We start from the raw sequence: 26574 nt of genomic DNA, 5'->3' as shown, positions 1-26574 counted from the left end.
CGCTCCTTATTTAAAAGACATGCGTTGCAAACGCAGGGCATTGGTTACCACCAGCACACTGCTACACGCCATCGCTGCACCAGCTAACACAGGGTTTAAAAAGCCCATCGCCGCCAGCGGTATTCCAATGGTGTTGAAGGCAAAGGCCCAGAACAGATTTTGCTGAATATTGCGGTAAGTTGCACTGGCAAGCAACAATGCTGTCGCCACCAGTTCCGGATCGCCACGCATCAGCGTAAATGCCGACGCACTGACCGCAACATCGGTACCTGTTGCCATCGCGATACCTAAATCAGCCTGAGCCAAAGCAGGGGCATCATTAATGCCATCGCCCACCATCGCTACTTTATAGCCTTGTGCCTGATAGGTCGCTACGGCCTCTGCTTTACCTTGCGGCAGCACTTCGGCATTAAAGTTGTCTAGCCCCAGCTCTTTGGCGACATACTCGGCGCTAGCCGCTGAATCACCCGTTAACATGGCAACCTGAATACCGGCAGCTTGTAATTTATGTACCGCATTTTTTGCCTGGGCTTTGGCTTTATCAGCAAAACACAGCAAACCGAGTAATGTTATGCCTTGATCCGTTTTCTCTGCCAGCCAAGATACCGAGGCGCCCGGTACAGCGATAAGATCTTGCGGTAATGTCAGCCCCATCTCCCGCATCCAGCTACCCGAGCCCAGCATTACCGCGCGGCCTTTGACATTAGCTTTCACGCCTTTTCCGGCCACTACAGCAAAATCCGACACTGCCAATAAATCGACATTGTGGTTGATAGCATAGCTAACAATGGCTTTGGCCAGTGGGTGCTCGCTGTACTGTGATAACGCATAGGCCAATGCGGCCAACTCGGTTTCGTTGTTAAGCGCATTCAGCTGCGTTAATACGGGTTTACCCTCGGTGAGGGTGCCGGTTTTATCAAACACGACATAATCAATTTTTGTCGCCTGCTCCAGCGCGACAGCATCTTTTACCAAAATGCCCTGGCGCGCCGCTGTGCCGGTACCGGCCATAATGGCCGCCGGAGTGGCCAGACCCAAAGCACAGGGACAGGCTATAACCAATACCGCAACCGCATTAAGAATACCTTGTTGCCAATCGGCAAACTCCAGGCCCCAAATCAGCACGGTGACTAAGGCGACCAGCAGTACTACCGGTACAAAGATACTGCTTATCTTATCCACCAGGGCTTGTACTGGTGCTTTCGCGCCCTGAGCCTGCTCTACCAGGCGGATAATTTTTGACAAGGTGGATTCTGCACCTAAGGCGCTGGCCTCAAACTCGAGCCGGCCATCGAGATTAACCGAGCCGCCCGTTACTTTATCGCCAGAGGTTTTATGCAGCGGCACACTCTCACCGCTGATAAGCGCCTCATCCACATGGCTGCTGCCCTCTGTCACTATGCCGTCGGCCGGTATCCGCTCTCCTGGCAGCACCTGAATGCGATCACCTTTAACCAGCTCAGCCGCTGCAATACTGTGCCAACTATTATTGCGCCAGACCCTCGCTGATGTCGGTTTTAAGTTTTCCAGCGCTTGCAGCGCATCGGTAGTACGACGCTTGGCGCGTTTCTCCAGTAACTTACCCAGCAGTACCAGGGTTAATACTGCCGCGCCACTTTCAAAGTACAGGTGTGGTGCGCCATGATGCCCATCAAAGCTGTACCACAGATAAAGCGATAAACCATAAGCTGCACTGGTACCAATTGACACCAGCAAATCCATATTGCCGGTGCCCGCTTTAAGTGCATGCCAGCCGGCTTTGTAAAAGCGGGCGCCAAAGTAAAATTGTACTGGTGTTGCTAACAGCCATTGCCACAACGCTGGGAGCATCCAGTCGGCGCCAAACAACATGCCAGCCATCGGCAGTACTAAAGGTAAAGTGAGCAGGGCAGCACCGATCACCGGCCAGCTGTCGCGCTGATAAAAACGCACAGCTTTGCTTGGGGTATTTTTCGCCACAGACGAAGTCTGGCTGAGGATCAGCTCATACCCGGCATCGGCAACGGCCAGTTTCAGGGCGCTATCTTCTGTATCTGGTAACAGGGTCAGGCTTACCTGCTCTGTGGCCAGGTTTACTGACGCGCTTAGCACACCAGGCACCTTTAACAGGCTTTTTTCCACCCGGCCGGCGCAAGACGCACAGGTCATACCCTTTACCGCATATTGCCGGTTAGCCGTGTCCAGTTCATAGCCCGCACTGGTTACCGCTGCACTAAGCTCGTCAAAGCGGGCATCGCCTGCTACCGTTGCGATGTCTGTTGCCAGGTTGACGCTGGCTGAGGTCACGCCGGCCACAGCGCGCAGTGCATTTTCAATCCGATTCGCGCAGGACGCACAGGTCATGCCCTTTATTGCAAGTTGTATTGTTGCTGCCATATCCGTAACTCCAGGTTGAGAAATGTTATCAGGCATAACAAGACTAAACCTTACCATTATGGCAAGGTCAAACAACTTTCAAAAAAATTTAAAATAGCGGCTTGACTGTACCACAGTGGCAAGCATTAGCTTGTGTCATGAACACACTACAGGAGAGAAACACTATGAAATTCCATATCGCTGACATGACATGTGGCCACTGCGTTAGCATGGTTACCAAAGCCATCCTCACAGCAGATGGTGATGCAAAAATACAGACTAACCTGACCGACAAAACGCTGCAGCTCAGCACGGAACTGAGCTCTGCAGAGGTAATGGAGGTCTTAACAGAGGCGGGATATCCGGCGACAGAAGTCAAAGCCAGCTGCTGTAATCCGGCGAACACCTGCCACAGCGCCTAACGAAAAAGCCACCGAAAGGTGGCTTTTACATGCAACGGATTTTGCTGGGTGTTTGACGAAGTAACGGGGGCTATAGCGTTTGGTTCACTGCTGACGATGACCGGGTGCTTTGTTGCTGCCCAAACCACCACTTAACACCAGCTGCAAGGCTTCAGCAGGCTTCATATCAATATTGCGGGTGCAGCTGCGTGGCACGATAACGGTATAGCCACCCACGTTGTAGGCCATTGGAATAAACACCGCGATTTGATCATTCTGCATAAGTGCAGACATACGATCATCGCTTTGGCCGCCTTGCTTGGTAATAATGCCAATTAACTCTATGTCCGACGGTGGCAGCTTCAGCATCACTACCGAGCCATCGGCAAAGTTTTTGCCGGCCATTAAATCGATAATATCCTGCAGCATGCCGTAAATTTGTTTGGTGCCCGGCAGTTTTAATAGCACCTGACCGGGCAGTTGCCACAGCCAATTAAAACCCCGCCAGCGCGAGCTGTAACCAATAGCAACACACAGCAGCATAAAGCTGAGGATCGCCATGCCCGGCAGGTACCAGTGTGCCGGCAGCACCCACTTAAGTGCGGGAGCGAGGCTGCTTTCTACCAGGTTCAGCAGCCAGCGTGCTAGTTCAATCGTGATAATCAGTGGCAGCACTATGGCCAGGCCGGTGAGTAAACTTCGTATAACAATTTTCATGCAGGTTCCTACAACAAATCGGCGCCTGTTAACGGCTATTCAAATGACTAATATCCAAACCAGCGTTGCGGCACACGCGCTGCAACAAGCTGAATGCTTCGGTAATGGCGTCCTCATTGGCTTTACGCTCGGTAATATCCTGGTGGGTGCCAGCCATAATACGTGGCGCGCCATGCTCGGTGCGGCTGATGACTTTACCCTGGGTTAAAATCCATACCCAATGTCCGGCTTTGTGCTGCATACGGCACTCCAGTTCGTAGAACGGCAGCTCGCCATCAAAATGCCGTTGCAGTAGCCGTTCAGAGCGGGCTTTGTCTGCCGGATGGATCAGCTTTAACCAGGTTTCAACGCTCAGCGGCATCAGCTCGTGCAGTTCATAGCCAATAATTTCGGCCCAGCGCCCGTTAAACATGGCATCGCCGGTTTGCACGTTCCACTCCCAGGTTGCCAGCCGTGAGCCTTCAATAAAGGCGGATAATCGCTGACGCTGGTGCTCCAGCAGCTCTTTTTCCTGCGCCAGTTGTCTTGCTTGTTTTTGTAGGCTGCCGCGGGCTATTTCTGCCTCGGCTAATGCGGCCAGATCTTGCAGTAAAGTAAGCTGTAACTGATTTAACTCGCGCGGCATGTCGTCGATAATACACAGCGTGCCCAGCGGTAGCCCCTCAACGGAGTGCAGTGGTACACCGGCATACAAGCGGATTGCCGGCTGGCCGGTTACCAGCGGGTTGTCGGCAAAACGGGCATCCGCTCTGGCATCGGGCACATACAGCACCTTGTCATCAAACACGGCGTGGGCACAGAACGACACATCACGTGGCGTTTCTTTGAGTGCTGTGCCCTGGCGCGACATAAACCACTGGCGGTTTTCATCAATCAGGGTAAACAGCGAAATTTTACAACCAAACAGCGCCTGCGCCAGACGGGTAAAACGATCAAAATCAGCACTTTCCGGGCTATCCAACAGCCCTGTGGTATACAACGCTTGCAAGCGTTCAGCTTCGTTCAGTGGCAGTTTAGGTGGCAGCATAATAGATGGTGATCACAACTCAGACAGGGCGTAATCCAGTGTAAGCCAAAGCGTTAAGCCATGCTAACGAAGTTTTAGAAAATTTCTCAAAGGGTAGGATGGCAGCGAAGCCTGAAATGGTGGCCCCAGCTGGGTGAAACGAGCGCTGTGGCAAAACATCGTTTTGCGCGAGTTGAACGCGCAGCAGCTTGAGCTGCAAGAGGGAATAGTCCGCTGAGGGGTAGCATGAAAGCGAAGCTTGAAATGGTGGCCCCAGCTGGACTCGAACCAGCGACCGATCGATTATGAGTCGAGCGCTCTAACCAACTGAGCTATGGGGCCATCACAGGTGAAACGGCAGGCAGTATAAAAACTTTTACCGGCTTTGTCATCCGGCTTATTCGGCTAATGGTACTTAACTGCTGCTTTTTTAGGCTTTAAGCGATAAAAACAATAAAGGCGCTTGAAGCGCCTTTATTAATGCGGGACTGTGTTTGCCTTTTACTCGTCTAAGAAGCTTTTTAATACTTCTGAACGCGACGGATGGCGCAGCTTACGCAGAGCTTTGGCTTCAATTTGACGTATACGCTCACGCGTTACATCAAACTGCTTGCCGACTTCTTCCAGCGTATGGTCGGTATTCATATCAATACCAAAACGCATACGCAGCACTTTGGCTTCACGGGCGGTTAAGCCAGCCAGCACTTCGTTAGTGGCGTTTTTCAGGCTTTCCATGGTGGCCGAATCCAGCGGTGATTCACCACTGCTGTCTTCGATAAAGTCGCCCAGATGCGAATCTTCATCATCACCAATCGGTGTCTCCATGGAAATAGGCTCTTTGGCGATCTTCAGTACTTTGCGGATTTTATCTTCTGGCATCTGCATGCGTTCAGATAACTCTTCCGGTGATGGCTCGCGGCCCATTTCCTGCAGCATTTGCCGTGAAATACGGTTTAGCTTGTTAATGGTTTCAATCATGTGCACCGGGATACGAATGGTGCGGGCCTGGTCGGCGATTGAACGGGTAATCGCCTGACGGATCCACCAGGTGGCGTAAGTTGAAAACTTGTAACCACGACGGTATTCGAATTTATCTACCGCTTTCATCAGGCCGATGTTACCTTCCTGAATTAAATCAAGGAACTGCAAGCCACGGTTGGTGTACTTTTTCGCAATCGAGATAACCAGACGTAAGTTGGCCTCGACCATCTCTTTTTTCGCCCGGCGGGCTTTGGCCTCACCAATCGACATGCGACGGTTAATATCTTTAATTTTAAAGATGCTTAATCCGGTTTCTTCTTCAATTTTCTTCAGCTTTTCAATGCTACGAACCAGCTCGTCTTTGTGCTCGTCCAGCTTTTCTGAATAGGGTTTTTTCGCCGCAATTTCGGCGTCTAACCAGGCGGTTGAGGTTTCAAAGCCAGTAAACGCTTTAACGAAGTTTTTCTTCGGCATTTTGGCGTATTCAACGCAGTGCTTCATCACAATGCGTTCTTGTACGCGCACGCGATCCATCATTTCACGCATGTTTTTAACCAAGCGGTCGAATTGCTTGGGTACCAGACGGAAACAGCGGAACACTTCGCTTAACTTTTCAATTTCAGCTTTAGTGGTAGCGTGCTCACGGCCATTTTGCACGATAGAGTTACGCGTCACATCATATTGCGTACGTAATTCACCAAACTTCTGCCGTGCCATTTCTGGATCCGGGCCGCTGTCGCCATCGTCAGAGTCGCCGTCGCTATCGTCATCATCGTCGCTGTCATCATCATCGTCCAGCTGATCTTCTGGCACGTCTGAACCGATGTGGCTGCCAGAGATTGGCGCTTCGTCGATGTCATTTGGATCGATAAAGGCGGTAACAATGTCACTTAAACGAATTTCTTCCGCTTCGTATTTGTCCCACTGTTCTAATAAGTAGGTAATGGCTTCAGGGTATTCGGCGACAGAGCTTTGTACGGTGTTAATACCGTCTTCAATGCGCTTGGCGATATCAATTTCGCCTTCGCGGGTTAACAGCTCAACCGTACCCATCTCACGCATGTACATCCGCACCGGATCGGTGGTGCGACCCAGCTCTTTATCTACGCTAACTAACGCTTGAGCGGCTTCTTCTACCGCGTCTTCGTCGGTGGTGGCATCGGACATAATCAGGTCATCGGCATCAGGGGCGCTTTCAAACACCTGGATACCCATGTCATTGATCATGCGGATAATGTCTTCTATCTGATCTGAATCGATAATGTCTTGCGGCAGGTGGTCATTCACCTCGGCAAAGGTCAGATAACCTTGCTCTTTACCTTTCAGGATCAGGAGTTTTAACTGCGACTGAGGATTTTGCTCCATAGAGACTTATCTTCCACCAATGTTGATTAATGTAAAATTGCGAACTAGCGATTATAACAAAGCGCGGCTTTTCTAGCCAGCTGCATTAGGTCGCAAGCTTTGGTTTTTTGCTTTTCAGCGCCTGCAGCAGCAGGTTGTATTTGTGCCATTCAGCTTTAGTCAGCTGATTTAGTTTTGCTCTTATTGCCAGCTCGTCCAGTTGCTTTTGCAGGTACTGATCTTCAATAAAATGGAAGGTATCAATAAACTCCTGCGACAACTGTTCAGGCTCTATCTGATGCTCCCAGCTGGCCAGCGTCATTAAGAAACTGTACTCGGGTAAATCGCGCCACTGTTCTATCAGCTGGGCTGTGGTCAGCTGCGGGTTCTGCTTTAATCGCTGTTGTAAACTCAATAGCAAGGTGATGCCCGGAATGTCAGCATCGGCCAGCTCAGGTGCATCGGGCATGATATTGACTAAATTGGGGTTTTGCAGCAATAAACCAATAGCCCGGCGCATCGGTGTTATTTTAATGGCTGCCGGCTTTACCCGGTTGGGTGCCCGGGTAGCTGCTGTTTTAGTTCGTTCACGGCTTTTGCCCAGCAGGTTAGCCAGTTTATCGCTTAAGCTGTCGCGGTAATATTCGCTGGGAATTTGTTTAATCAGCTCGGCCGCTTTCACCGATAAGGCCGATTTGCCGGCGTCGGTAGCGGGATCATGTTCTTGCAGCAGGTGCTCGAAAAAATATTGGTTCAGCGGCATCGCATTGGCTATGCGCTGCAAAAAGGCGTCTTTGCCTTCCTTTTGCACTAAGGAGTCGGGGTCTTCGCCGTCGGGCAAAAACACAAAATTCAGTTCAACACCGTCTTTTAACTGTGGCAGGGCGCTTTGTAGCGCACGCCAGGCAGCATCGCGCCCGGCACGGTCACCGTCGTAACAGCACACCACTTTGGGCGTATAGCGAAACAGGGTATGCATATGGTCTGAAGTGGTAGCGGTGCCCAGACAGGCGACGGCAAAACGGATGTCATGCTCGGCCAGTGCCACCACGTCCATATAGCCTTCGACCACCAGTATTTGTTCGACATGGCCCGGTTGCTGGCGCACCTCATACAAGCCGTACAGCTCACGGCCTTTATGAAACAGACGGCTTTCCGGCGAATTTAAATACTTGGGCGTACCATCGCCTAGCACCCTGCCGCCAAAGGCGATGACACGACCGCGTTTGTCGCGAATAGGGAACATTAAACGGTCACGGAAAAAATCATACTCGCGGCCATTATCGTTACGGTTAACTAGCCGAAGCTCGACCAGTTGGTCGCGTAGTGCACGCTGATTTACCGGACTTAATTGCTTTAGCAGGCCATCCCAACTCTCAGGCGCGTAGCCTAAGGCAAAATCAGCCACGGTTTTTTCGCTTAAACCTCGTCGGGCGATGTACTCGCGTACTTTAGGGCTGTCGGGGTGCTGTTGCAATTGCTGCTGATAGTAGCTGGCTGCTTGTTGCATTAACTGATAATCGTCCGCCTGCGCCGCCGGGCGGGCACGGCCGCTGCCTTTTTCGCGCGGCACTTCAAGGTGATGCAGCTGGGCCAGCTCTTCAATGGCTTCGACAAATTCCAGCTGTTCAAACTCCATCATGAAACTGATGGCGTTGCCGTGAGCACCACAGCCGAAGCAATGGTAAAACTGCTTGTCCGGGCTTACGGTAAAAGAAGGTGATTTTTCACTATGAAACGGGCAGCAGGCGGCGTAATTTCTACCGGCTTTTTTCAGCGGTACGCGTTGGTCAATCAGTTCGACGATGTCGGTACGGGCCAGCAAATCGTCGATAAACTGTTTTGGGATTTGTCCTGCCACCTTTTTCCTTCGGCGTAATTCAGAAAAAGACAAACCGTGCCTTGCGGGCACGGTATGCAGATATCAACTTTGCAATATCACTACGGCTTTTAGCGGCTGACAGACCAGCCAGCAGTGCCGTGGTCGTAAAGCGGGTACCCTAAGCAGTTTGGCTTAGTACAGCTTAATACGACGAGCGTTTTCGCGAGACAGCTTCTTAGCGTGACGCTTAACAGCTGCTGCTTTTTTACGCTTACGGATCCAGGTTGGCTTCTCGTAGAATTCTTTCGCGCGAACGTCAGCTAATACGCCTGCTTTTTCGCATGAGCGCTTGAAACGACGTAACGCTACGTCAAAGGGTTCGTTTTCTTTTACTTTAACAACAGGCATTAAATTCTCACCTCAGGGCCAAATTGGTTATCTCGAAACCAATACGATTAAAAATGGTGCGGCATTTTACGCAAAAAGACGGGGCGATGTAAAGCAATTCTGCGATCTAAATCCGATCCTCTGGCTCTGCTGGTGCAGAGCCGGTACAATGGCCGCCATTTTAGCGGACTTGAGGCCCAGATGCGAGTTTTAGGTATAGAAACCTCCTGCGATGAAACCGGTATTGCCATCTATGATGACCAGCAGGGTTTACTTAGCCATGTGCTGTACAGCCAAATTCCGTTACATGCTGACTATGGCGGTGTAGTGCCGGAATTGGCCTCGCGTGACCATATCCGTAAAACGATCCCTCTGATTAAACAGGCGCTTAGCGAGGCTAATTGCGACGCGGCCAGTATTGATGGCGTGGCCTATACTGCCGGCCCGGGTTTAGCCGGTGCCTTGCTGGTTGGTGCCGCCATTGGCCGCTCACTGGCACTGGCCTGGGGCAAGCCAGCGCTGGCGGTGCATCATATGGAAGGCCATTTGTTGGCGCCGATGCTGGAAGCTAACCCGCCGCCGTTTCCGTTTTTAGCGCTGCTGGTGTCCGGTGGCCACACGCAGTTAGTCGGTGTAGAGGGTATTGGCCGTTACACCTTGCTGGGCGAGTCTATCGATGATGCGGCCGGCGAAGCCTTTGATAAAACCGCGAAATTAATGGGGCTGGATTATCCAGGCGGCCCGCTGCTGGCCAAACTGGCAACACAGGGCGACAGCAAAAAGTACAAATTCCCGCGGCCAATGACCGACAGGCCAGGGCTGGATTTTAGCTTTAGTGGCTTAAAAACGGCGGCGGCGAATGTCATTGCCAAAGAGGGCAACAGCAGTCAGGTTCAGGCCGATATAGCTGCGTCGTTTCAGCAAGCGGTGGTGGACACCCTGGTGATTAAATGTGAGCGGGCGCTAGAACAAACCGGTTATAACCGGCTGGTGATCGCCGGGGGCGTTAGTGCCAATACCTCGCTGCGCGAGCAATTAGCCAAGCTGCTTAAGTGTCATGGTGGTGAGGTGTATTACCCACGCAAAGAATTTTGCACCGATAACGGCGCCATGATTGCGCTGGCGGGCTACTACCGCTTAGCGGCGGGCCAGCAGCAGGATTTAACCATCGGTGTGACGCCACGCTGGCCAATGCAAGAATTGCCGGCGGTTTGATTATTCCCGAATGCGTTTGGATTTGTCCCAAACTTTGCTTTCTTTGCCTTGATACAGCCGCACGATATTTTCGCGGTGGCGCAAAATAATCAGCACGCTCAGCATTAACACCGGCACGGTATACAGCGGTTTAATAAACCAGGTAAATAGCGGTGCCAGGCTAACGGTTAAAATGGCGGCCAGTGATGAGTAACCACTTAGCGCGACAATAATGAGCCAGCTGGCAATTAACAGGCCGGCTAAATCAAGCCCAATTGGCATCATAGCGCCAAACGCCGTAGCAACGGCTTTGCCGCCTTTAAAGCCAAAAAACAGCGGGAAGATATGTCCAAGACAAGCGCAAATGGCAATCAGGCCCAAATACAGCGGTTCAATTTTAAGAAAATACGAACCCCATACCGGTATAGTGCCTTTTAAAATATCAAATACCAGCACCAGTACCGCCGGTAATTTACCACCTAGACGCAGAACGTTAGTGGCGCCGGGGTTGCCCGAGCCATGTAAGCGGGGGTCGGGTAAGCGAAACAGCTTGCTGACCAGCACTGCCGACGAAATGGAGCCACAAAGATAGGCTGCCAGCATCATAATTCCAATCAGCGGGGTCATTAAGGCGGTTCCTCAGCACCAGTTTTTACGTTAAGATTGCATCCCGGCGAAACGCCAGCAGAATATAGGGTTTTCACGGTTTTGCCTATCCGACCAGCCTACCTGAAACGAGAAATAACGCAATGCGGATGTAACTGAATGGACATAGTTTTTATAAAACAGCTACAAGTAGACACCGTGATTGGCGTTTACGACTGGGAAAAAACCATTCAGCAGCGTCTGCTGCTCGATATTACGCTGTATACGGATGTAACAGCAGCAGCAGATCAGGACGACATTAGATTAACCCTGGACTATGCCGTCATCGCCGAAAAAGTCACGGCGCTTATTACTGCCCAGCCGATTGAGCTGATAGAAACTGTCGCCGAGCGGGTGGCGGCCATGCTGCTGTCTGAGTTTGCCACGGAAAAAGTCGAGGTGACGGTAAGTAAGCCCGGGGCGGTGCAGCAAGCGCAAACCGTGGGCGTGCAAATAGTGCGGAGCCGCAGTTAATGGCACGTATTTATATCAGTATTGGCAGCAATACACGCCGGGACTACCATGTACGCGCTGCTGTGGCCGAATTACAAAAGCAGTTTGGCGCCGTGCAGTTATCGTCTGTATATGAAAGTGAAGCGGTCGGCTTTGTCGGCGAGCCATTTTATAACCTGGTTGCTGCTGCAGACACGCATTTGTCAGTGGCAGATTGTATTGCCCTGTTTAAACAGATTGAAGATCAGTTTGGCCGCGATCGCAGCGCGGCCAAATTTAGTGGCCGTACACTGGATTTGGACTTACTGACTTATGATAACTTGATTTGTCAGCAACCGGTGGAATTGCCGCGGGCTGAAATTACTGAAAATGCCTTTGTGCTGTGGCCGTTGGCGGAACTTGCCCCTGATGTGCTGCATCCAAGCAGCGGTAAAACCTATGCCAGCTTATGGCAGAGCTACAGCAAACAACAAAAACTATGGCCGGTGCCATTTAACTGGAGCGAGTAACCTTGAGTACAGTGGAAGTGATTATTCTGGCCATTATTCAGGGCCTGACGGAGTTTCTACCTATTTCTTCTTCTGCCCACCTTATTTTGCCGTCAGCCATTTTAGGCTGGCAGGACCAGGGCCTGGTATTTGATGTGGCGGTGCATGTTGGCACTTTACTGGCGGTGATGCTGTACTTTCGCCGCGATATCGGACAGCTGACGGTCGGCTGGGTGCAGTCATTAGCAGGTAAACACAGTACTGACAGTAAGCTGGCCTGGTGGGTGATCCTGGCGACCATTCCTGCCGGGCTGTTTGGCTTATTGGCTGGTGACTTAATTGAAACCTTTCTACGCTCGCCCTATGTGATTGCCATTACCACTATCGTATTTGGTTTGGCGCTTTGGCTGGCGGATGCCACAGCAAAGCAGGTGCAAAGCATGGCACAGCTGAGCTGGAAGCAGGCGCTACTGATTGGTATTGCCCAGGCAGTGGCGCTTATACCGGGTACGTCGCGCTCCGGCATTACCATGACAGCAGCGCTGATGCTGGGGCTGGATCGGGTGAGTGCGGCGCGCTTCTCGTTTCTGTTGTCTATTCCTATTATTATTCTCAGCGGCGGCTATCAGGGCTCCAAACTAATAGCCGAACCCACCCAGTACGATGTCAGTGCCATTTTGCTTGGCACCGGTTTGTCATTTATCAGTGCCTTTATCTGTATTCACCTGTTTTTAAAAGTGATAGAGCGTATGGGCATGTTGCCTTTTGTCATTTACCGGCTCATTCTGGGTGTGGTGTTGCTGTTGGTGCTGAGCAGCGCAGCCTGATTAGCGCCCAGAGCTTATTTAGCGCGGTTTAAACCGCGCTAAGCTTGCGCCTTACCCTGCCTGCCACTGCTGTTTGGCGGCCTCAATGGCGGCTAAACGGGCGCGGTGTAAGCCCTGTTTTATCGCTTCGCCTTGCAGACCCTGAGCGACCATATCTTTTGCTGAAACCTGCCGCGCGGCGCCGGCCAGCGCTTGCAGGTAGTCTGCCTGCCGGTACTCTGCCTGTTCAAAGCCGGTGCGGCCACGTAAATCGGCGGTGCAGCTTAGTAAAATGGCATCCAGCCGGGCGGGTTTACGCCACAGGTCAATCGCATCAAACAGCTTTAGCACAGTGGCGCTTTTTAGCTCAAGAGCACGGTGCACCAGCTGATGATACTCACACACCAGTAGCGCCAGCTCGCGGCAGTCGTTGGGTGCTTTTAGACGGTCGCACAGCTGGTTTATAAGCGGCAGCCCGGTATGCTCGTGGCCATGATGCGACGGCCAAAGTTCGGGTTGAGTGACGCCTTTACCCAAGTCATGCACCAGCGCAGCAAAGCGGATGTCGATACGTGCTGATAACACGGCGGCCTGCGCCAATACCAGTAGGGTATGCACGCCGGTATCAATTTCCGGGTGCCACTGTGGCGGTTGTGGTACGCCCCACAACGCGGCCAGCTCTGGCATTAACACCTGCAGGGCGCCGGTATCATACAGCAGCTGAAAGTAGGCTTGCGGTGTGCGCTCGCCCAGCGCTTTAGCGGTTTCCTGCCATACCCGTTCGGGGGTTAACGTCGCCAGCTCGTCTGCCAGGGTGCGCATCAACTGTTGCGTCTCTGCCGCCACGCTAAAACCCAAATGCGCATAGCGGGCATAAAAGCGTGCCACCCTGAGTACGCGCAGCGGATCTTCGGCAAAGGCCTCAGACACATGGCGCAGCACTTTATGCTTTAGATCAGCCACGCCGCCAAAGGGATCAATCAGCTCGCCGTCATCGGCTTGCGCTATGGCGTTAATGGTTAAATCACGCCGTTGTAAATCTTGCTCCAGAGTGACATCCGGTGCGGCATAGACGCTAAAGCCGGTATAACCGCGACCACTTTTACGCTCGGTGCGCGCCAGTGCATGCTCTTCTTTGGTTTGCGGGTGTAAAAAGACCGGAAAATCCTTCCCGACTTGTTGATAACCCAGATCCAGCATTTGCTGGGGTGTGGCACCTACCACAACCCAGTCACGTTCATGAAACGGGTAACCTAAAAGGGTGTCGCGAACGGCACCACCCACCAGATAACGTTGCACCGGCTTTCCTGCTGCGTAATTTTTTGCCATTATACCCGCCGAGTTGCAAAATGCACGGCTGCACCAGGATGCAGTTCACTTCAACCAGCAGGAAGCCGTATGTATACCGGATTTTTTGGCTTAAGCAGTGCGCCTTTTTCCATTGCGCCCAACCCGGATTTTATGTACCTGAGCCCGCGCCATGCCGAGGCTTTAGCGCATTTACGTTTTGGCTTAGGCGAAGCGGGCGGCTTTGTGCTACTTACCGGTGAAGTGGGCACCGGTAAAACCACGGTATCGCGCTGTTTGCTGCAGGAGCTGGATGATAAAGCCGAGGTGGCGTTTATTTTAAACCCAACGCTGTCAGAGCTGGAGCTATTAGCCGCCATTTGTGATGAGCTGAAAATCCGCTACAAAAAAGCCGATGCCAGCTTAAAGCTGCTGGGCGACAAAATTAAAGCCCGCTTACTGAAAAACCACGAAGCCGGTAAACACACCTTACTGATCATTGATGAAGCACAGCATTTGCAGCCAGCTGTGCTGGAGCAGCTTAGGCTGCTGACCAATTTGGAAACTAATACCCGCAAATTACTACAGGTGATCCTAATAGGCCAGCCCGAGCTGCAGCAGCTGTTAAAACGTAATGATTTACGCCAGTTAGCCCAGCGCATCACTGCGCGTTACCACCTGCTGCCATTAACACCAGACGAAGTCAGGCACTACCTGAAGTTTCGCTTGCAGGTAGCCGGCTGCAGCCGGCCGGTGTTTAGTGAGGCGGCAATAAAACGTTTATACCATTTGTCTGGCGGTATACCGCGGCTATTAAATTTAATGGCTGATCGGGCCTTACTGGGCGCTTACAGCCAGCAGCAGGCGATCGTCAGCGACAAGCTGGTACGTCAGGCTGCCGGTGAAATTTTGCCATTATCGCAGCAAAGCAAGGCCGTAGCATTGCCACGCTGGTTCTGGCCTGTACTGGGCCTTTGCGCTATAGTGCTGGGCTTCGGATTAGCCATGTTGGTGCTACCCTGGTTAACCGCGCCCTAACGACAAGGTGTAGAAGAGACGAGATGTCAATTTTAATGGATGCGCTGAAACAACAGCAGCAACACACACTACCGCAGCCCAATGACAGCCTGGCCTTCTGGCGCAAGTTGGCACTGGCATTAGCCCTGTTGTTGGCACTGTGTCTTGGCGCCTTGCTGGCCTATTGGTTTAGCCCTGCCGCTGTGCAGCTTAATCGCCAGGCAGCAGCCGACGAGACAGCCACACCGGCCAGCAGCGAGCAAATTAGTGCGGCATTAACGCTAAACCCCGATACCGCCTCACCGACACAGCTGCCACAGCAGTTGGAGCAAAGCCTGAACCCGCCGCCTGCGCCGGTACAAGAAGAGTTTGTTACCCCGCCGCCGGTTGCTACCATGACGGCTGGCACTGCCGCCGCTGAGCCTCAGCCGCTACAGGCCACCAGTAAAACCGGTGTCGAGCCAATCGCTAACAGTACCGAAGTGTCGGCTGAGCTCAGAGACAAATTTGCCTCAGCGTTAGAAGCTACGGCGCAAAATGTACGTCCAGCTCCAGTGCGCAGCCATAACGCGCCGGCAGTGGATATCGCCAGCCTGGAGCGGCCATTACAGCTGCAGATCCCGCCGCTTAAATTTGAGGCGCATGTCTATGCCACCAGCACTAACCAGCGTTGGGTCAAGGTGAATGGCAAGACGCTGCAGGAAGGCCAGTGGGTAACGGCCGACATTCGTATTAAAGAAATTACGCCGCAGTTCGTGCTGCTGCAGCTGGGCAATCAGTTGTTTAGCATGGCCGCGTTAAGCGAATGGCAGGGTGTTTGAGGCTGGCAGCCGAATACAGTGATTGCACTGCTAAGACTAGATATAGTTGTGCACGTCCAGACCATATTTTTTTAACTCCACACAGCTGTCTATCTGTTCTTCCTGCTGGCGGGCTAAATCCAGTACCTTAGGCGGAATATGGTGTTGATGCACACTGTGATAAAACACTTTTACTTTCGGTAGTAACGGCTTTTTGGCGTTATTTTCCAGTACCAGCGCCAGTTTGCCGCTACTGAGTTTTACCACTGAGCCCGGCGGGTAAATACCAATACATTTAATAAACTGCTGTAACAGTTCCGCGTCCAGCTTATGCGGTGTACGCTCCAGTAACATGCGCGACGCTGCCAGCGGTCCCAATTTGCTGGTTTGCGGTGAGGTAAGCTTTTCGTAGCTGTTAACAATAGCCAGCATGCGGCTGGCTTTTTCGATTTGGCCGGCGCTGATTTTCGGTGAGCCGCTGCCATCTAAGTGGGCGCAGTGCTGGCTGATCCACAATGACACTTCACCGGCGAGATTGGCGGTTTTTTGCAGCGCATTTAGACTGGCCGGTATCGCTTTGTGATCTTCGGCTTGCAGCAAATCGGGGTTTATCGCTTTGCCAATATCATGTAGCAGTGCGGCGGTAATCAGGGCCTGCACCTTGTGTGGCGGTAAATTCAGATAACGGGCAAAAGCCGCCATATACACAGCACAATTAATACTGTGCTGCAGCAGGCTGTCACTTTGCTCGGCAATACGACTTAAGCACAACAGCACGTCCTGATTGCGGCTAATCGACTCGGCTAAACCGGCGCTGACCTCATAAACCAGGGTAAGGTCAATTTGCTGTTGCTGGCGCACGGCGTCGAGCAGCTGGCGCTGAACCTTTTGTGTATTTAGCAGGGCACGTTCGGCTTTGGGCCACTCATCGCTAAATACACTGCGCGCTGGGGCTTCATCGCTGCGGGTGGTTTGGCTGGCGCTATCAGTAAGGTTTTCAACAGGCTCTGGTTTCAGGGTTTTAGCCGGATCAATCAGTACAACCTGCACGCCCTTGCGGCGCAGCACATCGACGGCCTGGGTAGTGCGCACCCAACCGGCATGTTTAACGATCACTTCGCCGCTTTGTTGTAGTACCTGCACCACGTAGCTTCCCGGCTGCAGATCAGCGATGCGGACTTCCTGATACGGCATCTATAACACCTTTGCCAAACGCTCTGTTAGCGGCTCAGTATACCTGAAGCACCTTAACTATAAATTAACAAAAAGATGATTTGTCGCTGCGCTGCGACAATCTGAATTAAAACATAGCATAAAGCCCGTAAAAACGGGCTTTATCGTAAAGGTGGCGGAGAAATATTAACCGACGTTGTCTGCCATCGTCATCAGTGACGCATTGCCGCCGGCGGCAGTGGTGTTGATGGTAATGGTTTTTTCCGTTACCAGACGGTGCAGTAACTGCGGGCCGGCTGGCGCGGTAATCAGTGGCAGTATGGCACCCGGCCGCGCAGCAACAAGCTCGGCGCACAGCGGTTTTACTGCACTGCTGACTTCTACCATGGCACCGGCCAGGTCGGGATGCGCCAGCAGGGTTGTCAGGCAGTCCAGCCGCACTACAGCCAGCAAATGCTGTGGCATACCGGCTTGCTGCAGGGCTTTAATGCAGGCTTCGGCTTCGGCAAAATCCTGCTCTTCTACCGCAGTGATCACGGCATTACCGGCCGCCAGCGCAGTAATAATCGCCACCAGCCAGTAGCTAAAGCTGCTGCTGTCGTCACGTACCAGTGCCAGCACGCCGCGCGGGTCAAGCACTAGCGTGTTGCTTTCACCAGTGGGGCCGGGCAGGCTCACTGGGCGTTGCAGTTCACGTTCGACCCGCTGCAGTTTTTGCTGCGCCAGCGTCAGCACTTGTTCTAAATCAGGCTCTTGCTTATTAACCACAGTGTTTGCGGCCAGCGAGGCTAAGAACTGCCGCAGTACCGAGGTGCGCTGGTTAATGGGCAGCATGGCCCAGGCCTGTTGGGCGCTGGCGGCTACTGGCATAGCGTAAGCGACAGCGTTACTGGTGGTCTCACTAAGCAGACTGTGGCGTTTTTGCTCGCTAAGCGCTGCGCAGCTGGCATCCAGATTATCTTTCACCAGCCGGGTTAAATACAGCGGACCGCCGGCTTTAGGGCCGGTGCCGGATAAACCGCGGCCGCCAAACGGCTGCACGCCGACCACAGCGCCAATCATATTGCGGTTAACGTAAATATTGCCGGCTTTAATGTCGCGGGCAATACGACGGGTAAACTGCTCAATACGGCTGTGTACGCCCATGGTTAAGCCATAACCGGTGGCATTAATCTGGTTGATAATGCTATCGAGCTCATCGGCTTTAAAGCGGATAATGTGCACTACAGGGCCGAATACCTCACGCTCCAGCACGGTTAAATCGCTGATTTCATATAAACGTGGAGCAAAGAAGTAGTGTTTGCCTTCCTGCGGGATGGCGCACTCATAATGCAAGGTGGCTTTATCGGCCAGATACTGCACATGGGCGCTTAAGCGCTCGTGGGCTTTGGCGTCGATGACCGGGCCTAAGTCGGTACTAAGCCACTGCGGGTCGCCGACATGCAGCTGCGCCATGGCGCCTTTTAACATGGTGATAATTTTATCGGCCACATCGTCCTGTAAAAACAGTACCCGCAGGGCTGAGCAGCGCTGGCCGGCACTTTGGAAACCGGATGAGATCACATCGTCAACCACCTGCTCTGGCAGGGCGGTAGAGTCAACGATCATGCAGTTTTGGCCACCGGTTTCTGCAATCAAAGGTACCGGCTCGCCGCCGCGCTCGGCCAGTTTACGCGCAATCCAGCAACCGGTTTCGGTAGAGCCGGTAAACATGACGCCCTGAATGCGGCTGTCTGGCACGATGTGCTCGCCCATCTGACGGCCTGGGGCAATCACCAGCTGCACCACATGCTCGGGCATGCCGCAGTCGCGCATAATCTCTACAGTGCGAATGGCAATTAAACTGGTTTGCTCGGCCGGTTTGGCGACCACGGTGTTACCGGTAACAATAGCGGCTGCCACCTGGCCTAAGAAAATGGCCAGTGGGAAGTTCCACGGGCTGATACATAAAAACACCCCACGCGCCTGCTGCGGCTTGGCAAACAGCTCTTCAGCGCGGGCGGCATAGTAGCGGCAAAAATCGATGGCTTCGCGTACTTCAGCCACGCTGTCGCCTAAGGTTTTACCGGCTTCTTTGACGCACAGCGCCAACAGTTCATTGCGGTGTACTTCTAAGGCATCGCCAATACGGCGCAGCAGCTCGGCGCGCTCTTTTACGTCGGTCTGAGACCAGCTGGCAAAGGCCGTTTCGGCATTGGCCAAAATCTGCTGCATTTGCTTTTCGTCGGCGTAGTGCAGGTAACCTATCACTTCATCCAGATTCGCCGGGTTGGTTACCGGCACCGCATCGTGTTGCACTGGCAGCTGTTTAATGCTGTCAAACCATAGCGACACCACTTTTTTAACCTGCTCTAACTGGTCAATGTCGGTCAGATCCAGGCCATTAGAATTGAGCCGCTCGCTACCATATAAATTAGCCGGCAATGGAATTTGCCGGTTGCGCACGCTTTGCCAGCCGCGAACCGTTTCAACCGGATCCGTCAGCAGTGACTCCACCGGTATGGTTTCATCGACGATGTTGTTTACAAAGGAGCTATTGGCACCGTTTTCCAGCAGACGGCGCACTAAATAGGCCAGCAAGTCAGAATGCTCGCCCACCGGCGCATAAATGCGGCAGGGGATCTTATCTTTAATAACGATTTCGTCGTACAGCGCATCGCCCATGCCATGCAGGCGCTGGAACTCAAAACCGCTGTAATCGGTGGTCATTTCCATAATGGTGGCAACAGTGTACGCATTATGGGTGGCAAATTGCGGGTAAATGCTGTCGCGGTAGCTGAGCATTTTCTTGGCACAGGCCTGATACGACACATCGGTTGACGGCTTGCGGCTAAATACCGGGAAGTCGCTAAAACCCTCTAACTGGCTTAGTTTAATTTCGGTATCCCAATAGGCGCCTTTTACCAGCCGTACCATCATTTTACGGCCCACTTTCAGCGTTAATTCGCGTAGCCACTCAATCACATGGATGCCCCGCTTTTGGTACGCTTGCACCGCCAGGCCAAAGCCTTCCCAGCCATCCAGCGCCGGATCGCTAAACACTGCTTCAATAATATCCAGTGACAAATCCAGCCGGTCGGCTTCTTCGGCATCAATGGTAAAGCCAATATCATAGGCTTTGGCAGCCAGTGCCAGCTGTTTTACCCGCGGCACCAGCTCGTTTATTACGCGGTCGCGGTGGCTGAATTCATAGCGCGGGTGAATGGCCGACAGCTTGACGGAAATGCCCGGACTGTTAAACGGGCCGCGGCCTTTGGCAGCTTTACCAATGGTGTCGATGGCGCGCATGTAGCTGTCAAAATAGCGATCGGCATCGGCCATGGTGCGGGCACCTTCACCCAGCATGTCGTAGGAATAACGAAAGCCTTTAGCTTCCATTTCGGTTGCACGCTCAAGCGCGGCATCAATAGTGGTGCCCATCACGAACTGCGCGCCCATAATTTGCATCGCATAACGCACTGCCTGACGGATCACGGGCTCGCCTAAACGGCCGCAAGTGCGTTTTAACAGGCCAAATTGTTGTTTCTTTTGCTCGTCTGAGTAGTTCACCAGCTTGCCGGTTAACAGCAGACCCCAGGCTGAGGCGTTAACAAACAGCGAACTGCTGTTGCCCAAGTGTGCGCTCCAGTCACCTTGTGACAGTTTGTCGCGAATAAGGCGGTCGGCCGTGGTTTTATCCGGCACCCGCAGCAGGGCCTCTGCCAGGCACATCAGCACCAGGCCTTCTTCGGTCGACAAAGAAAATTCATTTAATAAGGCATCAACGCCGCCTTTGCCCACCTGGGCCTGGCGAATAGTCAGCACTAACTGGCGGGCGCGCTCCCAGGCCCGGCTGCGGGCATTAACGCCAATATCGGCCAGTGGCAACAGGTAACTTAATACCTTGTCTTCATCAGCACGGTAGAAATCTCGGATAGTTTGACGCAGCGGTTGGGTGGCAACCAGGGAACCGTTATACAACATTGCAGTTAGCTTCCTGACAAGAATAAGAATGCGGCATTTTAGTAAAATGTCCGCAGCATAGGGTGGTTATTTTTGCGTTTTAACCCTATATAATTCTGTATGAATTCAGTAAAACCAGAAAAATTACTGCCATGAATACACCTGCAAAAAGTAAAGGCTTAGACCGGATTGACCTCAGTATTCTCGACACCCTGCAGCGCGACGGCCGCATTGCTAATGTTGATTTGGCAAAAAAGGTCAATTTAAGTGCCAGCCCCTGCATTGACCGGGTCAAACGATTGGAAAAAGAAGGCTACATCGACGGCTTCGGGGCGCGCTTAAACGCCGCCAAGCTAGGCTTTGGTACAGCGGCCTTTATTCAGGTGACGCTAGACAGAACCACCAGTGAAGTGTTTGATAAATTCCGCGATGCCGTGGTGCAAATTCCACAGGTGGCAGAGTGTCATATGGTCGCTGGTGGTTTTGACTACTTGTTAAAGTTGCGCCTGCCTAATATGGATGCTTATCGCAGTATACTGGCACTGATTGTCGATTTGCCTGGTGTGGCGCAAACCCATACTTATGTGGTGATTGAACAGGTGAAAAATGATGCAGGCTTGCCGATTAAGCCAACAGAGAGCCCGCCTACAACGGGCTAAGGTTGCCTGGTTACATCCAGCGTTCGCTGTTGCGGCGTTTAGGGATGAGCAGTGGTAACACTAAACCAAAGATTAAACCCGCCAACAAAATCAGCGAGCCCAGCACCATGGGCTTTTCCCAAATCGAGCTTTGTGTGTTTTCCAGCTGTACTTTTAACTGCTCGTAAGCGCGGTTGGCTTGCTGCAATTGCTCCAAAGCGGTTTCACGCTCAGTTACTGCCTGAGTCAACTGACTATTTAACTCGTCACGTTGTTGCTCTAACGCCAGCACGGTTTCATTATGTTTGGCATATTGCGCTTTTAGATCGGCCAGCTGTGCCACCAAGCCGGGAGTAAAGGTGACATACTCTTTTGGCAGCCAACCGGTTTTATCGGCGTCATATTGAATGTGGGCATAGCCGGTTTCAGCGTCTTCGCCCAAATAAGTAATACTTTGTCCAGCGTTGACGGTGCCGATAATACGGTACTGGTTACTGGGGCCAGAGTGCAGGTAAACAAACAGGGCATCACTGACGAAAGCGGGTTTGGCTTCAGCTTGCGCGTAAACGGCACCGCTGAGTGTTAGCCAGTAAGCGGAAAATAATACCAGCAGGGTGCTTTTAATTAATCTGAACATAGGTATCCTGAGCTTATTTTTATAAAACAGCTTTGCTGCCAACACCTTGGATGATAGGGAGTTGCGCCGCAATTGACAAGGTTTAAAACGGTAATGGCTGTTATTGCCAGCACCAACGTCACAGAGTAGCAGATGAGTAATGAACTTGAGCTGAAGTTTGCCTTGCCGGCAACGTATTTACCGCAATTAATTTCGCTGTTGCCGCAACTGGCGCAGGTGCAACACCAGGCTGAGCATGCGTTACTGAATGCCTATTTCGATACCGCCGATAATTGGTTTCGCCGCCATGATATGGGGCTGCGCAGCCGGTTGAAAAACGGCCGTTATGAGCAAACCATCAAGCTATCCGGCCAGCAGCATGGCGCCTTGCAAATGCGGCCGGAATACAATATGCCCTGTGCATCTGTACTGCCGGTACTGGCAGACTTTCCGCCACATATCTGGCCGGCAAATACTGACATTCAAGCGTTGCAAAGTAAGCTTACCGAACTGTTTCGCACCGATTTTATCCGCCATAGCTGGCAGCTTAACACCCGTGATGGCAGCAGGGTCGAGCTGGCTTACGATACCGGTTGTATTGAGGCGTCATGCAAGCAGCAACCGATTGCAGAATTAGAGTTAGAGCTGCTAAGTGGCAATGGTGAGACCTTATTTAGCCTGGCCCGACAGTTACTCAGTAGCCTGCCACTACAGGCCGGCTGGTTAAGTAAAGCGGCGCGCGGTTATTTGCTGCGTGCCGACCGGTCATTGGCGTTACCTGCAGCGCCAGTTGCTGAAGACAGCTTGAATTTACAGCAGCAGCTGACCAGACAGCTGAGTGCTCTGCAGCAAGCGGAAGCCTGTTACCCACAGCAGGGCACACTGGCCTTGCCGGTCGCGGCGCAGTATCTGCAACAGCTGGCCGACACGCTGGACCAGATAGCGCTTGATACCCAGGCGGCACAGGCGCAGCAGTGGGCACAGCACTGTGCCGAAGGCGAGCCAGTCTTTGCCTCTACTGCTTATCAGCTGTGGCTACTTGACGTATCACACTACCTGTATCAGCAAAGTGGTGACGGAGGCCAAGATGGCAACGGCTGACATGATAAAGGACGGCGCTTTAGCGCAGGTGTTAACGCAGCAGCTTAGCCAGCTTGATACCGGGCAGTTAACCGAAGCGCAACAGGCGCAGCTTGGTCAGTTGCTGGCCGCCAGTAGCTTTATTGGCCGTACGCTGGTGCAGCAGCCTGCGCTGCTTCAGGTGTTTGGCGACGCCAACCAACTAAAGCAAATGGAGCATTACGCCAGCGCAGCCTTAGCCGGCTGCGAGCAGTTGGACGAGGCGGCATTGTTTCGCCTGCTGCGACAGGTACGCAATGCCAGGCTTGGCAGCATTTTAGCCGCCGATGTGCTTCAGCTGCAGAGCATAGAGCAAAGCCTGCTGGCGGTATCTGCGCTTGCTGATCAGTTGATTAATGCGGCCTATCGTTGGGCTTATCAGCAGTTAACGGCGCAGTGGGGCACGCCGCTGGACGAACGTGGTCAGCCGATGCCACTGCTTATTCTGGGCATGGGTAAATTGGGCGGCGCTGAGCTGAATTTTTCCTCCGACATTGACCTGATCTTTACCTACCCGGCTAATGGCGAAACCCAAGGCGGGCGGCGCAGCTGCGAACATCAGCCGTTTTTTACTAAGCTTGGGCAAAAGCTGATTGCGGCTTTGCATCAGGTAACGGCCGATGGCTTTGTCTATCGGGTTGATATGCGCCTGCGACCTTTTGGCGACAGTGGGCCATTGGTGCTCAGTTTTGCGGCGATGGAAGACTATTACCAGGAGCAGGGCCGCGAGTGGGAACGTTATGCCATGCTAAAAGCCCGGGTATTAAACTCCGATGGCTATCACAGCCGGGAGCTGCAGCAACTGTTAAAGCCATTTATTTACCGCCGTTATATTGATTTTTCTGCTATCGAGTCGCTACGACGCATGAAGCAGCAAATTGAGCAGGAGAACCGCCGCTTAAACCGGCGTGACAATATTAAGCTCGGGGTTGGCGGCATCCGTGAAGTGGAATTTATCGTGCAAACCCTGCAGCTTATTCGCGGCGGGCGTATTCCGGCACTGCAGCAGCCGTCGTTGTTGAAAGCCCTTCAGGTACTTTGCAATGAACAGATATTAACCTCAGAGCAGGCCGATGCGCTGCGCGAAGATTACCTGCTGCTGCGCCGTGTTGAGCAATTTTTGCAGGGTATTGATGATCAACAAACCCAAACCTTGCCGCAACAAGCCCTGGCGCGCAGCCAGTTGTTGGCCGCCTTGGGGCAAACCGACTGGCAAGTGCTACAGCAACAGCTCGATACTGCCATGGCGCGGGTGCATCAGCAGTTTAAGCAGGTTATCGATAACGGCGATGAGGCCGAGGCTCAGGACAACAGCTTAGGTCGGCTGATTTGGGACAGCGAGCAAAGCCCGACTGAGCTGGCCAGCCAGCTGGAATGGTTAGCAGAAGAGGAAGCGCAAGCACTGATTAGTGCGCTGCAGCAATTTAAACAGGACTGCCAAAGGCGCAGTGTCGGGCCGCGTGGCCGCGATTATCTGGCCAAACTGGTGCCACAACTCTTGTATTTACTGCAACAACAACAGGCCGGAGCGGCGGTGCTAAACCGCGTGCTGGGCGTGTTCCGGCAAATTGTCACCCGCACAGCTTATCTGGAACTGTTATTTGAAAATAATGCCGCGCTAAAACAGCTGGTGTTGCTGTGTAGCCAGAGTGGCTGGCTGGCCGAGCAGTTGGCGCGCTATCCGATGCTGCTGGATGAGCTGATTGATCCGGCTCAGTTATATCAGGTTGCCACCGTCGCCGATTATCGCGACCGGCTGCGCCAACATATGCTGCGGGTGCCTGATGATGATTTAGAGCTGCTAATGGAAACCCTGCGCCAGTTTAAACAGGCGCAGCAACTGCGCATCGCCGCTGCCGACATCAGTGGAGCACTGCCGCTAATGAAAGTGAGCGACCATCTGACCTGGCTGGCCGAAGTGATCATGGCGCAGGTTGTCGAGCTGGCGTGGCAGCAAATGGTGCAGCGTTACGGTATACCTGCCAATGCCAGTGAGCAGGACAAAGGCCTGGCAGTAATTGCTTATGGCAAGCTGGGCGGTTGGGAGCTGGGTTATGGCTCAGATCTCGATTTAGTCTTTGTGCACAATTGTGACAGTCAGGCACCGACGGACGGCGAGCGGTCGATAGATTCCAAACAGTTTTATTTAAAGCTGGTGCAGCGGGTATTGCATCTGTGTACTACCCGCACCAACAGCGGTGTACTGTACGAGGTTGACACCCGGCTCAGGCCGTCGGGCAATTCAGGTTTGCTGGCAGTGAATATCGATACTTACCAGCAGTACTTGCTGCAAGAGGCCTGGACCTGGGAGCATCAGGCACTGGTGCGGGCGCGCGCCATTTATGGCACCGACGCTATGCAACAGCGTTTTTTACATATCCGTCAGCAGATCCTCAGCTCGCCGCGCGAATTAGCCAAACTGGCTACTGATGTGGTGCAGATGCGGCAGAAACTGCGGCAGCATCATGGTGTGGAGACGGAAGACCCCAAGCACAGCAGTGGCGGCATTGTTGATCTGGAGTTTATCAGCCAGTTTTTAGTGCTGGCCTATGCACATCAGCATGCCGCTTTGTATCGTTACAGCGATAATATCCGCATTTTAGATGCCGCCGCCGAGTGCGGTTTGCTCAGCAGCGCACAAGTACAGCAACTACAGCAGGCTTATCAGTTGCTGCGCGGTTACGGCCACCGACAAACCCTGGCACCGGCTACCTTACCGGCCGATGACAGTTTACAGATTGCGAAAGCACAGGTGGCGCAGGTGTGGCAACAGTTGTTTGGCGGAGCCGTCGGCTAGTCTTTTTTCGGCGGCGTGGCGGCACTGATGCAGTGCTCTGACAGATATGGATTGCTTTTGTCTGTGATCACCGCGGCCCGTTCCCCCGGGCAAAAGAACGCCTGTACCGGGGACGAAAAATCCGGTGCAATAGCAACAGACACTTTATGTATGGTGGCAATTAACGAGTCATCAATCTGAAAATACTGCTTTACCACGTAGTCACGCGGTAAGGTCCAGAACAGCTCCAGACCTTCGGCGCGGGCGAACTCGGTCAGTTCTGTTTTAAGCGTATCACCCTCACGAAAACGCCGGTCGGTCACAGAGCCGCGCCAGTTGATGTCGGCCGGCACCACTACAGCGCTGCGCTGCTGCAGCTGTGTGCTTAACTTGTCGCTGGTATCGGGCAGGGTAAGTTTGAATTGCGACAGTTCACGGGCACCATCGGCTAATGAGCCACGAATTTTACTGTAAAACTCGCTAAAGCCCTCAGCCGCCACATTGGTGGAGTCTTTACGGATCAAAAAATCCGGCTTGGTCAAAAGCAGGTACGCCAGGCCGCCTAAAATAAGCAGCAAGCTGATATTACGGATCCAGAACCACATTT

At 52.8% G+C, this 26574-nt stretch carries 22 protein-coding genes and 1 tRNA gene; 10 read left to right on the top strand and 13 right to left on the bottom strand.

The genetic code is table 11. The features are described 5' to 3' along the window. Positions 1-6: 6 nt before the first annotated feature. On the bottom strand, positions 7-2376 hold the full coding sequence (locus ABGI61_RS00445) for a heavy metal translocating P-type ATPase (protein WP_347595202.1): 2370 nt from the start codon (positions 2374-2376) through the stop codon (positions 7-9). Between the two features lie 164 nt (positions 2377-2540). Between ABGI61_RS00445 and ABGI61_RS00440 the strand changes: the two genes are divergently transcribed. Beyond that, positions 2541-2777 (top strand): heavy-metal-associated domain-containing protein, encoded by a 237-nt coding sequence (locus ABGI61_RS00440; protein WP_092797183.1) that lies wholly within the window; start codon positions 2541-2543, stop codon positions 2775-2777. Positions 2778-2861: 84 nt separating this feature from the next. Here the strand turns inward: ABGI61_RS00440 and ABGI61_RS00435 are convergent, their stop codons facing one another. The 6 genes from ABGI61_RS00435 to rpsU all read right to left on the bottom strand — a co-directional run bounded on the left by ABGI61_RS00435 (position 2862) and on the right by rpsU (position 9034). Further along, complete coding sequence (locus tag ABGI61_RS00435) at positions 2862-3473, bottom strand: DUF502 domain-containing protein (protein WP_347595198.1); 612 nt, start codon at positions 3471-3473, stop codon at positions 2862-2864. A 28-nt stretch (positions 3474-3501) separates the two neighbouring features. Next, the gene (locus tag ABGI61_RS00430; protein ID WP_347595195.1) at positions 3502-4500 is read right to left on the bottom strand and encodes a PAS domain-containing protein; all 999 of its coding nucleotides are present in this window, start codon (positions 4498-4500) and stop codon (positions 3502-3504) included. 244 nt (positions 4501-4744) lie between these two features. Next, a tRNA-Ile gene (locus ABGI61_RS00425) sits at positions 4745-4821 on the bottom strand. 159 nt (positions 4822-4980) lie between these two features. Beyond that, a complete protein-coding gene (rpoD, locus tag ABGI61_RS00420) occupies positions 4981-6825 on the bottom strand; it encodes an RNA polymerase sigma factor RpoD (RefSeq protein ID WP_347595192.1) in 1845 nt (614 codons plus the stop codon). Between the two features lie 85 nt (positions 6826-6910). Continuing rightward, on the bottom strand, positions 6911-8665 hold the full coding sequence (dnaG, locus tag ABGI61_RS00415) for a DNA primase (RefSeq protein ID WP_347595189.1): 1755 nt from the start codon (positions 8663-8665) through the stop codon (positions 6911-6913). Between the two features lie 153 nt (positions 8666-8818). Then, positions 8819-9034, bottom strand: a complete 216-nt coding sequence (rpsU, locus tag ABGI61_RS00410; RefSeq protein ID WP_027671378.1) for a 30S ribosomal protein S21 — start codon at positions 9032-9034, stop codon at positions 8819-8821. 180 nt (positions 9035-9214) lie between these two features. On the opposite strand from rpsU, the gene tsaD reads away from it, so the two are divergent. Beyond that, positions 9215-10228: a tRNA (adenosine(37)-N6)-threonylcarbamoyltransferase complex transferase subunit TsaD gene (gene tsaD / locus ABGI61_RS00405; RefSeq protein ID WP_347595185.1), complete on the top strand. Its 1014-nt coding sequence runs from the start codon at positions 9215-9217 to the stop codon at positions 10226-10228. Here tsaD and plsY read toward each other — a convergent pair whose 3' ends face one another. Then, a complete protein-coding gene (plsY, locus tag ABGI61_RS00400) occupies positions 10229-10834 on the bottom strand; it encodes a glycerol-3-phosphate 1-O-acyltransferase PlsY (RefSeq protein WP_347595182.1) in 606 nt (201 codons plus the stop codon). A 138-nt stretch (positions 10835-10972) separates the two neighbouring features. Between plsY and folB the strand changes: the two genes are divergently transcribed. From folB to ABGI61_RS00385, 3 genes are read left to right on the top strand one after another with little or no spacing between them, the layout of a single operon-like run. Beyond that, entirely contained in the window at positions 10973-11326 is a 354-nt protein-coding gene (gene folB / locus ABGI61_RS00395) for a dihydroneopterin aldolase (protein WP_347595179.1), read from the top strand. Then, positions 11326-11814 (top strand): 2-amino-4-hydroxy-6-hydroxymethyldihydropteridine diphosphokinase, encoded by a 489-nt coding sequence (gene folK / locus ABGI61_RS00390; RefSeq protein ID WP_347595176.1) that lies wholly within the window; start codon positions 11326-11328, stop codon positions 11812-11814. The genes folB and folK overlap by 1 nt, the downstream gene beginning before the upstream one ends. Positions 11815-11816: 2 nt before the next feature. Further along, on the top strand, positions 11817-12620 hold the full coding sequence (locus ABGI61_RS00385; RefSeq protein ID WP_347595173.1) for an undecaprenyl-diphosphate phosphatase: 804 nt from the start codon (positions 11817-11819) through the stop codon (positions 12618-12620). A 51-nt stretch (positions 12621-12671) separates the two neighbouring features. On the opposite strand, the gene ABGI61_RS00380 is transcribed toward ABGI61_RS00385, so the two are convergent. Then, positions 12672-13928, bottom strand: a complete 1257-nt coding sequence (locus ABGI61_RS00380) for a multifunctional CCA addition/repair protein (protein WP_347595171.1) — start codon at positions 13926-13928, stop codon at positions 12672-12674. Between the two features lie 69 nt (positions 13929-13997). On the opposite strand from ABGI61_RS00380, the gene ABGI61_RS00375 reads away from it, so the two are divergent. Together ABGI61_RS00375 and ABGI61_RS00370 are read left to right on the top strand one after the other, a co-directional pair. Further along, positions 13998-14924, top strand: a complete 927-nt coding sequence (locus ABGI61_RS00375) for an ExeA family protein (protein WP_347595168.1) — start codon at positions 13998-14000, stop codon at positions 14922-14924. A gap of 23 nt (positions 14925-14947) precedes the next feature. After that, positions 14948-15724, top strand: coding sequence for a general secretion pathway protein GspB (locus ABGI61_RS00370; RefSeq protein ID WP_347595165.1), 777 nt, complete (start codon positions 14948-14950; stop codon positions 15722-15724). A gap of 36 nt (positions 15725-15760) precedes the next feature. On the opposite strand, the gene ABGI61_RS00365 is transcribed toward ABGI61_RS00370, so the two are convergent. Both ABGI61_RS00365 and putA read right to left on the bottom strand, forming a co-directional pair. Further along, positions 15761-16897 (bottom strand): cyclic di-GMP phosphodiesterase, encoded by a 1137-nt coding sequence (locus ABGI61_RS00365; RefSeq protein ID WP_347595162.1) that lies wholly within the window; start codon positions 16895-16897, stop codon positions 15761-15763. Positions 16898-17062: 165 nt separating this feature from the next. Then, positions 17063-20839 (bottom strand): bifunctional proline dehydrogenase/L-glutamate gamma-semialdehyde dehydrogenase PutA, encoded by a 3777-nt coding sequence (gene putA, locus ABGI61_RS00360; protein ID WP_347595159.1) that lies wholly within the window; start codon positions 20837-20839, stop codon positions 17063-17065. 131 nt (positions 20840-20970) lie between these two features. Between putA and ABGI61_RS00355 the strand changes: the two genes are divergently transcribed. Next, positions 20971-21477, top strand: coding sequence for an Lrp/AsnC ligand binding domain-containing protein (locus ABGI61_RS00355; RefSeq protein WP_347595156.1), 507 nt, complete (start codon positions 20971-20973; stop codon positions 21475-21477). 10 nt (positions 21478-21487) lie between these two features. Here ABGI61_RS00355 and ABGI61_RS00350 read toward each other — a convergent pair whose 3' ends face one another. Continuing rightward, a complete protein-coding gene (locus ABGI61_RS00350) occupies positions 21488-22093 on the bottom strand; it encodes a TIGR04211 family SH3 domain-containing protein (protein WP_347595153.1) in 606 nt (201 codons plus the stop codon). A 132-nt stretch (positions 22094-22225) separates the two neighbouring features. On the opposite strand from ABGI61_RS00350, the gene ABGI61_RS00345 reads away from it, so the two are divergent. Both ABGI61_RS00345 and glnE read left to right on the top strand, forming a co-directional pair. Further along, a complete protein-coding gene (locus ABGI61_RS00345) occupies positions 22226-23173 on the top strand; it encodes a CYTH domain-containing protein (RefSeq protein ID WP_347595150.1) in 948 nt (315 codons plus the stop codon). Beyond that, positions 23160-25988 carry a bifunctional [glutamate--ammonia ligase]-adenylyl-L-tyrosine phosphorylase/[glutamate--ammonia-ligase] adenylyltransferase gene (gene glnE, locus ABGI61_RS00340; protein WP_347595147.1) on the top strand — a complete coding sequence of 943 codons (2829 nt, stop codon included), beginning with the start codon at positions 23160-23162 and terminating at the stop codon, positions 25986-25988. The genes ABGI61_RS00345 and glnE overlap by 14 nt, the downstream gene beginning before the upstream one ends. Here glnE and ABGI61_RS00335 read toward each other — a convergent pair. Next, complete coding sequence (locus tag ABGI61_RS00335; RefSeq protein ID WP_347595144.1) at positions 25985-26572, bottom strand: TcpQ domain-containing protein; 588 nt, start codon at positions 26570-26572, stop codon at positions 25985-25987. The two genes, glnE and ABGI61_RS00335, sit on opposite strands and share 4 nt — an antisense overlap. Positions 26573-26574 lie beyond the last annotated feature (2 nt).

It is taken from the genome of Rheinheimera fenheensis (genome assembly GCF_039871805.1).
GTDB lineage: Bacteria > Pseudomonadota > Gammaproteobacteria > Enterobacterales > Alteromonadaceae > Alishewanella > Alishewanella fenheensis.
Note: the sequence above shows the minus strand (reverse complement) of the source record. Positions and strands in the feature narration are given on the sequence as shown.